We start from the raw sequence: 12,786 nt of genomic DNA, 5'->3' as shown, positions 1-12,786 counted from the left end.
GCGCGTGCATCGAGTCGTCAATCGATGCCGCGCTGCGACGCTCGCGCCTGCCTGAGCGCTTCACGCACGTGCGGCAACGCCGACGTGTCCGCCCCGACCTTGTCGATCGATGCCTTGCACTGCACGGGCTTCGCGTCACCCGACGCACAGCCTCCGCCCCCACCCACCTGCACCGGCATCCCGCCGATCGCGGACAACTGGTTGTCCGCGATCCGGTACTGCGATACGTTGCCCCATACGCGAATACCGGCGAACCTTGCGCGCGACACGCGGTTGCCGATCACGGCCACGCGCGTCACCGAACCCGACCACGTACTGACATCGATCGCGGCCTGCTGCGTCAGCGGGCGCGGATCGGTACGCGCGGCCGCGGTCTGGATATCCGAAATCTCGTTGTTCTCGACCAGCACGCCGGACGCGCCGTAGGTCCGGAAGCTGTCCTCCTGTGCGACGAGAATGCCCGCGCTCACCTGTACGTTGCGCACGACGTTGTTCGCGATCGTCACGTCGGCACCGCCGACCACCGTGATGCCGCGCCCCCATGCGTTACCCTCGAGCGAGTTGTCGGCGATCAGCACGTTGCGGCTGAGCACGCCGTCGCCCTGATAGCTCACCACCGCGATCATGTCGTCGCCGGTGCCGCGCACGACGTTACCGCGCACGAGCACGTTGCGCGCACCATGCGTGATGTGAATGCCGTCCGCGAGGGTCGCGAGAACTTCGTTGCCGACGATCGCGACATCCGTTCCGCCAAACACGAAAATTCCGCCACCGCCGCCGTCGATCGCGTTATCGAGCACCTGCACATCGCGCCCCGTCACTTCGATCTTGGTCGACCTGGGCGTGCCCATCCGCGTCGAGCCCGTTCCCACCAGCCTGAATCCGGCGATCGTCGTGCCGGTGCCGCGCATCTCGATCGTCTGGTCGTCCGGCACCGTCGCGATCAGCATCGCGCCGTAACCCGACAGCACGACCTGCGCTTGCCGGACGACGAGCGAGCGGCCGACGATGTATCGCCCCGGCGCGAACACGAGTCGTTGGCCCGGCTGCAGCGCATCCAGCGCGCGTTGCAGTGCGTCGGCCTGATCGGCGCCATCGGGCGCCGGGGCGACATGGGCATCCGGCACGGCGCTACGGATCGTCGTCTGCGGCGCCGGAGTCGCGTGAGTCACCTTCGCAGCGTGCGCCTCGCAGGCGGGGCCGGCGGTCATCCACACACCGAGCAGCGCGCAGCAGAGACGTGAAAAGCATCGGCGCCCGGTCATGTGTTCCGCTTCCACGCGTGTCATGCCGGTTGCGAACGCATGACCGCGCCGCGCCCAGGCCATGCCGGAAATCCGGCAACGCGTGCGGTGCCCGTGCGCAGCGCAATCAGGTAAGCCGCCATCGGCACCGCCACACCGGCAAGCGTGCCGATCACGAGGTGCGTCGCAAGACTGCCGATGCCCGCGCGCATCAGCACGATGCGCACGCCGGCCATCACCAGGATATGCATCAGGTAGATCGGCATCGACGCGTACCCGATCGCCGCGAGCCAGCCGGCACGTGAGGATGACGACGCATGGCGGTATGCAAGCTGCAGCATCAGTGCGATGCCGGCGAACGCGGTGGGCACGGCCCAGACGCTCGTTGCACTTCCAACTCCATGCGCGAAAGCAACCGCCGCGACGAAGGCGAGCGCCGTCAGCCCGCACGCCGCTGGATGGCTGTTGCGTTCGAGCCAGCCCGGCAACGCACGCGATGCCACGACGCCGGCCACGAAGAACGGCCAGTTCATCAGCGTGGTCGACACGATGCCCCACTGCGTCGCCGCGCCGATCGCGAGCCCGAGCAGCGCGCTTGCCACGAGCGCACCGCGGATGCGCGACGGCATCGGCACCTGCAAAAATGCTGGCACCCGTCGTGCAATCAGCCAGACGCCGATCATGCAAAGCATCAGCGCGTACAGGAACCAGAACTGCGCGAACGGCCGCCAGCCGATCGCCAGCAGGTCGCCGAACGTGAACGGATGATTGGTGCCGTGCGATGCCATCGCAATCTGCACGCCGCCTTGCAGGACCGACCACAGCAGGTACGGATGGACGATCGTGCGTACTTTCGACCCGATGAAACGCTCCGGTGCGCCACGCAACGAGCTGCAGACGTGCAGCCCGGACAGGAAGAAGAACAGCGGCATGTGAAACGTGTAGATCACGTAGTCGACCCACGCGAACACGGTAGAGGGCATCCCGGCCGGCACGAGGCCCGACGAGACGGCGCCGCGCAATACATGCCCGTAGACGACAAGAATGATCCCCGCGCCGCGGGCGACGTCGAGGCTGGTTTCACGTGCAGTCGTAGTCATGTGAAGATCGATGCGGTGGCCCCGTCGGGGCCCGCGCGCATGGCGAGTGGTCGTGAGAGACTCCACTCTATGCATGCCGCCAGCGGAAGACTGTGGGCTGGGCGACAGTTAGCCGATGTCGGGCGTGTGCCGGATCGCGGCGCCGCGCACGGTGGCGGACAGAGGTGGCCTCGCTCGTTCGGACTGGTTTCTGAGATTTTTAAGTGGAACGTCCGAGACAGTCATGCTGCCGATTTAATCGCAGGCAGCGTCGCAAAGTATGCTTCATCCGGCGTTTGATCTGCCAGGCTCGAATGAGGTCGTTTCCGGTTGTACAGGTCAATGTAATCGGAGATGGAGCACCGGGCATGGCTGACCGACTCGTACGCCTTCAGATGGACCTCCTCGTACTTGATGCTGCACCAGACCCGCTCGACGAACACGTTGTCGCGCCAGCTTCCCTTGCCGTCCATCGACAGACGCACGCCCCGGCTCAGCACGGCCTCGGTGAACGCGCCTGCCGTGAACTGGCTGCCCCGATCGGTATTTACGATGTCCGGCAGTCCGTACCGGGCGAACGCTTCTTCCAGCACCTCGACGGCGTGCGTGGCTTCCAGCGTGATGGCGACCCGGTGCGTGAGAACCTTGCGGCTCGCCCAGTCCACTACCGCCGTCAGGTACCCGAAGCCGCGCGCCATCGGAATGCACGTCGTATCGAGGGCGAACACCTGATTGGCGCGCTCGATCTTCATGCCGTGCAACAGGTACGGCCAGATCTTGTGCCGTCCGTTGCGCCGACTCGTGTTCGGCTTGCAGCACAGCGCCTCCGCGCCCATGCGTTTCATCAGCGTGCGCACGCGACGGCGGCCCACCTCATGACCTTCCCGGCGCAGCAGGCGCGCCAGCATCCGTGCCCCAGCAAACGGAAATTCCATGTGCAGTTCGTCAATGCGGCGCATCAGCAACTGATCGGCTTCGCTCACCGGCCGTGGCCGATAATACGCACGCGATCTCGCGATACCGACCAGTCGCGTCTGCTGCGAAACCGGCACCGCATGCCTACGGTCGATCATCGTTTTGCGCTCAGCAATCCCGCCTTGGTGAGCGCGCCTTCTAAAAAATCGTTCTCCAGCGTCAACTGGCCGATCTTCGCGTGCAGGGCCTTCAGGTCTACCGGCGGCTCGCTCGATGGCGCACCTGCCGTGCCGAACACGTTGGCTGCGCGCTCCTGCAACTGCCGTTTCCATTCCGTGATCTGGTTCGGATGCACATCGAACTGCCGCGCCAGTTCGGCCAGCGTCCGCTCGCCCTTGACCGCTGCCAGCGCCACTTTCGCTTTGAACGCCGCTGAGTGCGTCCGTCGGGTTCTCTTCGTCATCTTCCAGGTTCCTATGCCGGCACTATCGCTGGCTCAGGCCGGAACGGATCACGATGACGATGCGCGAGCTGGACCGATTCAAGGTCATTCAGGACGTAGCCGACGGCAAGCGCGCGTGCAGCGCGTGTCCTTCAAACGCGTCGACGAACGCTATCGCAACACCTGCGCTCGATCTTCGCATTACATATGCGTCACGCGCCGCAGCACGAAGTAGAGATTTGACGAAATGCGGTTCACGTAGGGAATGGACTCGAACGTCCGGTTCATTCGCGCGCAGAGATTCGCGGCTGCGTCGAGCAGCTTCGAGCCGTTCACGCCTTTCGCGAAGGTTGGAAAGACCTGATGGTAGCCGCATGCCTCGACGACGAATCCCGAACGGAGAAAAATGTTCTTCGCGTATTCCAACCGATACAGCCGATTGTGGCCGTTGTAGTTCTTCATGGCCCGCGACATGTTTTCCGTGAGCGACGTGTGGTTCGGCAGGAACGTGACGATGAAGATCCCGTCCGGTTTCAGCACGCGCCAGATCTGTTCGATACTGTGTTGCTCGAACGCGACGTGCTCGAGGACGCCGCTACCGAGCACGACGTCGAAGAAGCCGTCCTGATATGGCAGCACGTATTCGTGCTCGAGCACTCGGAAGTCGAGGTTCGCGAAGCCGTGGAATTCCTGGAAATCGTCGCCGGCGATGTCGCAGCCGTGAATATCGAGATCGGGATAAAGCACGCGCAGCATGCACGAATCCGGCGCATGCCGGCAGCCCCAGTCGAGCACTTTCGCGTCGTCGGAGATATACGACGCATAAAGTTCCAGTGTGCGCGCATGCCGGTCGAGCGTCGCGTCGTTCCCGATGGCCGACTTGATGTAGGCGCTATATATGCCATTGGGATTGCGCTGGACAAAAGCGCGGCACAGGTCGGCGTAGGTTTCCTTTGCATGGCGGATACGCGAGCGGTCGAGCGGTTTCGTGTCGATCGGTTTGTGCACGTGGGCTCTCCTGTCTTGTTGACGATGGTTGTATTGCCATAGCGCGATCCGGCCATGCATGGAGACGGTGCTGCCCGGCGGCGCCGTGCATTGCTGCTGCGTGAAGAGACTCACTTGTTAACAATGTAACCGGCGTGCGAACGGAGGACTGCGGGCCAGACTACAGAGTGCGTCCGTCGGGTTCTCTTCGTCATCTTCCAGGTTCCTGTGCCGGCATTATCGCTGGCTCAGGCCCCGCCGTTCCACTTATCCGACTGTCCGAATTTGCGAGGCCACCTCTGACGATGCTCGTTGCGGCCGCTTCACGAACCATCTGAACACGACGATCAGCAGCACGACCGGCACGAAATCCCGCCCGCTGAATAGATTTGGAATCCGCAGGATTTCCATCATCGACACATAGAGCACCGCGTGCGCGCAGCACCAGAAGCCGCTCCCGCTCCGCCACCCCGCGTAGCCGCGCCCGAACACCCAGCCGGCGAACGCCGCGTTCAGCAACCCGAACCAGCCCCATTCGTAAAAGTGGACGAAGATGCCCGAAGGATTGTTGAACTCGGGATCGGCATAGCTATTCAGGAACAGGTCGACGCTGTCGCCCGAGTCGAGCCACGGCTGCAGCATCGCGCCGATCACCGGGAAGTGCAGCAGCCAGTCGAACGTGAACATCGGATGCCCGCTTCCCCAGCCGAGCACGTTGAGGATCCCGGCGCCGTTGTTCAGCGACGTCGAGTAATACAGGCCCAGGCGCTCGAGCGCGAAATCGAAGATATTGTCGTAGATGTGGATGTAGTAGGTTACCCACGACCGGTTGTATTCGTTCACGATGAACAGGCCGAGCATCAGCGGAATCGCTGCATACGGGCCGAGCGCGAGCAGCCGCGAGCGCTTGCGGCCGAACCGGAATCGCACGACCATCAGTGCGAACGGCAGCACCACCTCGATGATCGCGAGCCGCTCCGCGAAGATGAAACTGCGCAGCAGCGTCAGCACGGTGAGCACGGCCAGGTAGACCTTGTAGCGGTTGAAGCCCTTCACCGGCTCCCTGAACACGTAGAAATACAGCGCGACGAACGGCGCGGTCGCCTGCGTGAACGTGCTCAGGCCGGTAATACGCCCTTTCAGCTCGATCAGCTCGAACGTGTTCACGGTGCCGGACAGGAACGACACCAGCACGGCCGGATGCATGAGGATGCCGCTCATCATCACGAGATAGCCGAACAGGGCGAGCGCGAACACGAAGTCGAGCACGCGCGGCGACAGTTCGACCGGCCCGTCGTCGGGCCCGCGCCGGAACTGCGCATCGGTCGTGGAGAACCACGCGGAAGCCGTCAGCACCAGCAGGAACAGGCCGCCCGCGAACGCCGCGTAGCCGTCGAAATAGATGCGCGCGATCGACTTCTGATCGCCGAGCAGGCTCATCGACAGCAGCCCGTACAACGGCAGAATGAAGAGCAGCACGAGCCGTGCCGGATCTTCCCACCAATAACCCGCGTAACCGGCCGCGCGGCCGGCGCGAACCTCGCGGCCACGCCTCGCCGGTCGACGCGTGCGCGAGCCGGCCGCCACTCGTTTGTTCATGATGTCCGTTCCATTGCTTCGCGAGCGCGCACCTTGCCGGGCGGCGCCACGCGCTCGCCGCTCAGCGGGCCGGGCCGCGCGCGCCCATCACGCCGGTGTAGCCGGATGCGGCCTGATGGGTGTTCGCCTCCGTGTAGCCATAGTCGTACCGTCCCGACGCGCCCTTGAAGTCGTTCAGGATCACGCCGCGCACGTCGATTTGCGCGTGCTCGAGCCGTCGAGCGCTTTCGTCGAGTTCCGCCAGCGTCGTCACGCCGCTGCGCGCGACGAGGAACACGGTTCCGGCCAGGCGTCCGAGCACCAGCGCGTCGGCCACCGGCAGCAGCGGCGGGCCGTCGATCACGACCATGTCGTAGCGTGACGCGACGTGCTCGATCAGTTCGGCGAATGCGGGCTGCAGCAACAGTTCGCCCGGATCGGGCACGACGTTGCCCATCGCCATGAAATCGAGGCCAGGCACCGCATCGCGCCTGATCGCCTGGTCGAACCCGTGCGTGCCGGCCACGACGTCGGACAGGCCAGGCGCGCGGCCGAAGCGGAACTGCTCGTGCAGCGATCCCTTGCGCAGGTCCGCGTCGATCAGCAACACGCGCCGCTTCGCCGCGCCCACCAGCGACGCAAGATTCGCCGCGACGAACGATTTGCCGACGCCCGTCGTCGGCCCCGAGATCAGCACGACGCTATTCGGCGCGGCGGGCATCGCCAGTTGCAGCGCCGTGCGGAAATTGCGCAGGCTTTCGAGCGCCGCGCCCTCCGGCGCTACCGGCATCGCCGGCTTGCGCCCGCTGCGCCGCCGCGCGGCCTTCGACGGCGGCACGGTCGGGTCAGACGGCGGGCTGTGCGGCACCGCCGCGAACACCGGCAAGCCCGTCGACCATTCGATTTCCTCGGCGTCACCGACCGTTCCGGCCACCCGCTGCCGCACGATCACAACCGCGGCGCCCGCCAGCAGGCCGAGGAGAAGCGACGCGATCACGGCCATCCCGCGATGCGGCCCGGTGGGCGTCTCGGCGATCTTCGCCGCGTCGACGATACGCACGGTACCGGTCTTGCTGGCCCGCGCGAGGATCATCTGCTGACGCGTGTTGAGCAGGTTCGTGTAGAGCGCGGTATCGACGGCCACGTCGCGCTGCAGCTGCAGCACGCCCTGCTCGACGGTCGGCAGTTGCTGGATCTGCTTGCGCACCGTGTCGAGCGAGTGTTGCGCATCGGCGAGCTGCGCATCGACCGCCACGACGGCCGGATGCTTGGGCATGAACCGCGTCAGCAGTTCCTCGCGGCGTTGCTGCAGCGTCTGCACGCGCGTCTCGATGTCGACCGACTGCTGGCGCAGCGCGAGCCCTTCGTCGCTCGTATTGACCGTGCCGTGCGATGCGCGGAATGCGTTGAAACGGCTTTCGGCCTTTTCGAGCTGTGCCTTCAGTTGCGGCAACTGCGCATCCATGAAGCGGATCAGCTTGTCGGCCGCTTCTGACTTGCGCTGCGTGTTCTGTGCCAGATACGCGTCGCCGACCGCATTCAGCACGCGGCTGTCGTGCACGGGATCGGGGCCGTCGAGCGTCACGCCGATCATGTTCGACTGCTTGCCGCGCTCCGAGATCAGCGCGTTCTTCTGCAGCCACGCGGTCGCCTCTTCTTCGCCGTAGCGCGTCAGGTCGAAGCGTGCGCCGGGCTCGCCCGCCACGTCGCGCACGAACACGTCGAGCGGCCCCTGCGGCGTCTCGACATGCAGCGGCTGGCCGATCCGGCCCTGCCAGACGGGCCCGGTCCTGCCGAGCAACCCCGTGCGCTGCAGCGTATAGGTGCCGCCGTTGCCGACGACGAGCGCGAAACGCTTGCCGACGAAACGCTTCGGCACGTCGAAGGTCGGGACGTCGATGCGCTCCGTGCCGTACACGTAACCGCCCGGCAGCGGCGACGACAGCCCGTCGGCCGCGTTCACGAACCGCCAGCCGATGACCGGCAGGTAATGCGGCCGCGCATCGATGGCCAGGTTGGTGTCGTCGACCGCGCGCGCCATCACCGCGCGCGACTTCAGCACCTCGATCTCGGTCGACGCATCGGTCTTCAGGTCGAACACCGACGACGGGTCGCCCGGCGGCGAGTTCGTTTTCGACTCGGTCGGGCTTTGCTCGACCTGGAACAGGATGTCGGTCCGGTAGACCGGCCGCGCGCAAAGCGCATAGAGGGCCCCGGCCAGCGCACCGGCAAGCGCCGTGCACAGGATCAGCCGCCGGCCGCCGTGGAGCATGGCCCAGTAGCGGCGGTACGGATAGGACGGCCGCAGCGCGGGCCCGTCGTGCGGGTCAGGGAGAGTCTGGGCGTTCATACAGGATCGGTCCCGTAGACGCGACGCATCGCGATTGCGCGATCCGTCACGAGGTTCACGGCGAAATGGCCTTGGCCGTCAGCGCACCCTGCGCGGACGACGGAATCAGCAGGTTGACGACACGGCTCCAGCGCACCAGCGACGACGCATCGACGAACACCACGTCGCGACGCTCGAGCGGGAACCGGTCGGCCAGTGCGAACGAGGCCGGCGAACGCCCGTCAAGGTGAAAGACCTGCGGCCGGTTGCCGGGTCCGCGCCGCACCACGAACACTTGCCGCGCATCCGCGGTGTACTGGCTGACGCCGCCCGTGTCGCCGAGCGCCTCGCCGAGGCTCATCCGGCCGTCTGTCAGCGTCAGCGTCGCCGGACGCGACACCTCGCCTAGCACGAACACCTTGCTGTCGCTCGCCGCGCGCACGCGTACCAGATCACCGTCGCGCAGCAGGATGTTCGTCGGGTTGATGCCCGCGGCCAGCATCGCCGGCAGGCTCACCATCACGGTCTTGTCGCCGCGCGTCACCGACACCTGCGAGCGGTCGGCCGTCGTGGTGAAGCCGCCTGCGCGGTCGATCGCCTCAGGCAGCGTCATCGGCATGTCGTTGACGATCTGCAGCCCCGGGGTGCGCACTTCGCCGTCGAGATAGACGCGCTTGCTGCGGTACGCCTGGACGCGCACCGCGATCTGCGGCTTGCGCACGTACTCGCCGAGCCGCTTGGTCAGCACCGCGCGCGCCTGCGCCTCGGTCAGCCCCGCCACGTGCACGAGGCCCGCATACGCGAACTGCACGCTGCCGCTTGCGTCCACCGTGTAGCCGGTCGCGACCGAACTCGCGCCGACGCCATCGCCGCCGCCCGTCGTCTGGGTCGTCGGCAGGTTCAGTTCAGGGTGATCCCACACGACGATGTTCAGCACGTCGCCGGGGCCGATCACGTAGGGCTTCGGCGTGCCGAACAACTGGCGGATTTCGGCATCGACATTCGCATGCTGTGCCGCATGTTGCTGCTCGACGTACGCCGGCGTGATCTCAATCAGGTCTTCGCTCGACACATTCTGCACGCCATCGAGACCGCCTGCGCCCGATGCGTCGGCGCTCACGCGCGCATTCGCGTCGCGTTCGGCCGGCGGGTAATACGTCATGCCCGGTGAAAGTGCGCACGCGCTCAGCGTGCACACGGTCGCCGCCAGCGCCACGCGCGACAGCCAGCGCGTGCGTGACTGCCGCATCGCACGTGTCGATTCTTTTTGCGTCGTCGTTGACATGGTGTCCTTCCGAAACTGTGCGGTAACCCGCCAAACGCGGCGGGCTCCGGCATTACGCTTGCCTGCGCGGCTCGCATTGCGGCGCCGCGCTTCCTTCGTCACCGCACGTCATTCCGTACGATTCGTCATGAACTGCTCTTTGTCGCTTTCGTCACTCGTCTGCATCCTGTCGGCCGGCTTCGCCTGCGCCGCCGATGCGCAGTCGCTGCGCCCCGACCCGGCCGGTACGCCGGCCTTCATCTCGCCTGCGGCGATCGACCCGACCCTGCCGATCCCACGGCAACGGTCAGCCCAGACCGCGGCGGTCAGCGCCGCGACGCCGGCTTCCGATTCCGCTGTTCCGGGCCTTGCACGTCCCGCCACCCGTGCCGACGTGGAACCGGAATCTCGTGCCCGTGGCGTACTGCGTCGGCCGCTCGTGCCAAGCCGGTCGGGCCGTCCGAAAGCCGCGAGCGCATCCGGCGACGGCGCATGGGATACCGGCACGCTGTACGCATCGCCGTACACGACATCGCCTTACGCGCAACCGGGTGACGCCGACTGACGTCGCCCGGTCATGCGCCGGTGTAACGGTGCTCGCACCGATACGGGATTGGACACCGGCGCGACGGGCGCGTCTGTGAGCAAGCCCACCGAACGCCGATCTTCATGCGAACGGGAATCGCACCCCGCTAACCGCCCCACCTCGCGCGGCGGGCATCAGGAACTTCTGACCGACACATTCGCGTAGGAGCGTCCGGCCGCGTCGGGTGCCGACGGGTCGGCAACGCGTACGACCGCCCAATCCGAGTCGCCGCTCAACACCTGCGTGCAGAGATCGATCACGGCGGCGGTTCCCGCGATGCCGTACAGCGCGTGATCGACCTGCGGCATCAGGTGCAGCCGCACGTGGCGCGAGCGCCGAAACGCGTGCTCGACCGCGCCGAAGTGACGCCGGACATCGTCGATGCCGGGATCGAGCGCGCCGTAGACGAGCATCGTCCGGACGTTGCGCTGCGCGAGCTCGCGCATCACGCCGCGCGGCGTACCGGCACGCGGCTTCCAGCCGATGCGCGCGGCCGCCCTCTTCACGGGCACGCTGATGCGTGCGATCCCGTTGGCGGCCACCGCGCGCAGGATCGGGCGCACATCGCGCCGTTCGAGGACGAGCCGCTTCCAGCGCCGCCAGTCGCGCACCGACAGCCAGTAGCCGCGCACCGAGTTGATCCGCTGTTTCTGCGCCGCTTCGAGCGTGAGCCCGGCCGGCCACACGAAGCGCGCGAGGTTGATCGCGATGACGCCGCCGAGCGATGCCGTTTTCACCGCTGCATGCAATGCCGCGTAGGCGCCCGAACAGATGCCGGCCGCGATGACGTCCGGATGACCGATCGCGCGCAGCCAGTCGGCGGCCGCCGCGACGTCGTCGATCGCCTCCGGCGAATACACGACGCCCGACTGGTCGTCAGGTGCATCGGGCCCGCTGTCGCCCACGCCACTCACGTCGATCCGCAACGTCGTCACGCCGGCTCGCGCCAGCGTACGGGCCAGACGTACGCCGAAGCGCCCTTCGCCGCTGCGCGGATTCGTCGACGTATTCGCGATCACGAGCGCCGGGCCGACCGGCGTGGCCGGCGGCGTGTCGGCCGGGCGGCACAGCACGCCGACCAGTCGGTTCGAACCGACCGCGACGACCTGCTCCGTCATGTCGCCCATGTCGAGCGCGACGGCCGACTCACCGCTCCATGCATGCACGGCGCGCGGCGGAACGCCGGCAGCCGCCGCGGCGACGCCCCGGCCCGGAGCGCGCGCGACGATCCAATTCACCACCGTGTCGATCGCCGCGTGCGGCAGGTGCGAACGCGTGCCGTCGAGCATCGTCGTGGACCATTCACGAAACGGATCGCACGTCACCTCCACGCCACGTGCCACGAGTGCGTCACGCAACGCCGGCCCGTCACCCTGCTCCGGCTGGACCAACAGCATCGCGCCAGGCAACACCGGCGCATCGCGCACGACGTCGCAAAGATCGATGGCCTTCAGCGCATCGGCGAATTCGGCCGGGAAGCGATGCCCGAGCACGTTCATGCAGGGTTCGTCGCGATGCGCAGCGCGGGTCGCGGGCGGCATCGTATCGAGCCACTGACGATGCACGAACGACAGCTCGCGCAGGTACGCCCGGCCGCGCACGACCGGTGACAGTGCCACCATCGCATCGACGCGCGGCGACACGCGCCGGCCGGCGGCGGCCAGCATCGCGAACAGCGCGCCCGCACGAATGCCGACGAGCGTCAGCGCGGTCACGCCGGCTTCGTCGCGCAGCAGGTCGATCGCACGATGAATGCTGTCGACGCTGGCGGCGTACCGTCCGGCGTCGAGATCGTCGCCGGCCGAATCGCCGGCGCACGGGTAGTTGAACCGCAACACCGTGATGCCCTCGCGGGCGAGACGCTCCGCGACTGCCCGCATGAGCTTGTGCGTCCATGCGGCCTCATGGCCCAGCGATTCGCACAGGATCACACCCTGTTCCGTCTGTCCTTCGTGCAGCCACCCGACGCAGCTGCCGAACGTTATCGGCTTCACTCGGTACTCCTCGGATCGGTATTTGTTTTTCCGTGCACAACCGCGCCGGCGGTACCGCGGGAATACGCGATGGCGCGATTCCAGCCGCGGGCCGGCGCTGGCAGAAACCGGCTGCAGCCATCCGCCGCGCCCCTGCGCGGCCCACTCGCCGTGTTTCATGTGTCCGATTAGATCATCGGGCCCGACCGCCCTTCGGTGCGCCAGCTTACAAATGCATTCATCACTGGCGCGATGCAACGCCGCCCCCCTTTCGCGATTCGTTCCGTCATGCGACCGGAATCCGCGAACGGTAGGCTCGCGAACAATGCCCCGTTGTTCGGCCCGTATCATGGCCGCCATACGATGTTGCCCGTGTCGGCATTGCCGGT

At 66.5% G+C, this 12,786-nt stretch carries 9 protein-coding genes; 1 reads left to right on the top strand and 8 read right to left on the bottom strand.

Translation table 11 applies throughout. From position 1 onward, the window contains the following. Window positions 1-17: 17 nt before the first annotated feature. From U5809_RS27755 to U5809_RS27725, 7 genes are all read right to left on the bottom strand, one after another. The gene (locus U5809_RS27755) at window positions 18-1,289 is read right to left on the bottom strand and encodes a right-handed parallel beta-helix repeat-containing protein (protein ID WP_322088877.1); all 1,272 of its coding nucleotides are present in this window, start codon (window positions 1,287-1,289) and stop codon (window positions 18-20) included. Then, a complete protein-coding gene (locus U5809_RS27750) occupies window positions 1,286-2,344 on the bottom strand; it encodes an acyltransferase (protein WP_322088876.1) in 1,059 nt (352 codons plus the stop codon). The genes U5809_RS27755 and U5809_RS27750 overlap by 4 nt, the downstream gene beginning before the upstream one ends. Window positions 2,345-2,565: 221 nt before the next feature. Next, window positions 2,566-3,701 (bottom strand): IS3 family transposase gene (locus U5809_RS27745; RefSeq protein WP_415877964.1). Its coding sequence is split into 2 segments (ribosomal slippage): window positions 2,566-3,437 and window positions 3,437-3,701, totalling 1,137 coding nucleotides; the frame shifts between segments, so codons are not numbered across the junction. A gap of 180 nt (window positions 3,702-3,881) precedes the next feature. Then, the gene (locus U5809_RS27740) at window positions 3,882-4,688 is read right to left on the bottom strand and encodes a class I SAM-dependent methyltransferase (RefSeq protein WP_322088874.1); all 807 of its coding nucleotides are present in this window, start codon (window positions 4,686-4,688) and stop codon (window positions 3,882-3,884) included. A gap of 246 nt (window positions 4,689-4,934) precedes the next feature. After that, the gene (locus U5809_RS27735; protein ID WP_322088873.1) at window positions 4,935-6,266 is read right to left on the bottom strand and encodes an oligosaccharide repeat unit polymerase; all 1,332 of its coding nucleotides are present in this window, start codon (window positions 6,264-6,266) and stop codon (window positions 4,935-4,937) included. A gap of 61 nt (window positions 6,267-6,327) precedes the next feature. Further along, window positions 6,328-8,595 carry a polysaccharide biosynthesis tyrosine autokinase gene (locus U5809_RS27730; RefSeq protein ID WP_282510310.1) on the bottom strand — a complete coding sequence of 756 codons (2,268 nt, stop codon included), beginning with the start codon at window positions 8,593-8,595 and terminating at the stop codon, window positions 6,328-6,330. A gap of 55 nt (window positions 8,596-8,650) precedes the next feature. Then, window positions 8,651-9,859, bottom strand: a complete 1,209-nt coding sequence (locus U5809_RS27725) for a polysaccharide biosynthesis/export family protein (protein WP_322088872.1) — start codon at window positions 9,857-9,859, stop codon at window positions 8,651-8,653. A gap of 58 nt (window positions 9,860-9,917) precedes the next feature. On the opposite strand from U5809_RS27725, the gene U5809_RS27720 reads away from it, so the two are divergent. Further along, window positions 9,918-10,403, top strand: a complete 486-nt coding sequence (locus U5809_RS27720) for a hypothetical protein (RefSeq protein ID WP_322088871.1) — start codon at window positions 9,918-9,920, stop codon at window positions 10,401-10,403. A 155-nt stretch (window positions 10,404-10,558) separates the two neighbouring features. Here U5809_RS27720 and U5809_RS27715 read toward each other — a convergent pair whose 3' ends face one another. Beyond that, a complete protein-coding gene (locus U5809_RS27715) occupies window positions 10,559-12,418 on the bottom strand; it encodes a serine aminopeptidase domain-containing protein (RefSeq protein WP_322088933.1) in 1,860 nt (619 codons plus the stop codon). Window positions 12,419-12,786: the final 368 nt, after the last annotated feature.

Origin of the sequence: Burkholderia sp. BCC1999 (assembly GCF_905339975.1) — a bacterium.
GTDB lineage: Bacteria > Pseudomonadota > Gammaproteobacteria > Burkholderiales > Burkholderiaceae > Burkholderia.
This window is presented reverse-complemented; position numbering and strand designations above follow the sequence as displayed.

Bases quoted from the DNA above. Each gene is read 5' to 3' on its own strand.
- U5809_RS27755 (WP_322088877.1), bottom strand. From the start codon at position 1,289: ATGACACGCGTGGAAGCGGAACACATGACCGGGCGCCGATGCTTTTCA.
- U5809_RS27750 (WP_322088876.1), bottom strand. From the start codon at position 2,344: ATGACTACGACTGCACGTGAAACCAGCCTCGACGTCGCCCGCGGCGCG.
- U5809_RS27735 (WP_322088873.1), bottom strand. From the start codon at position 6,266: ATGAACAAACGAGTGGCGGCCGGCTCGCGCACGCGTCGACCGGCGAGG.
- U5809_RS27730 (WP_282510310.1), bottom strand. From the start codon at position 8,595: ATGAACGCCCAGACTCTCCCTGACCCGCACGACGGGCCCGCGCTGCGG.
- U5809_RS27725 (WP_322088872.1), bottom strand. From the start codon at position 9,859: ATGTCAACGACGACGCAAAAAGAATCGACACGTGCGATGCGGCAGTCA.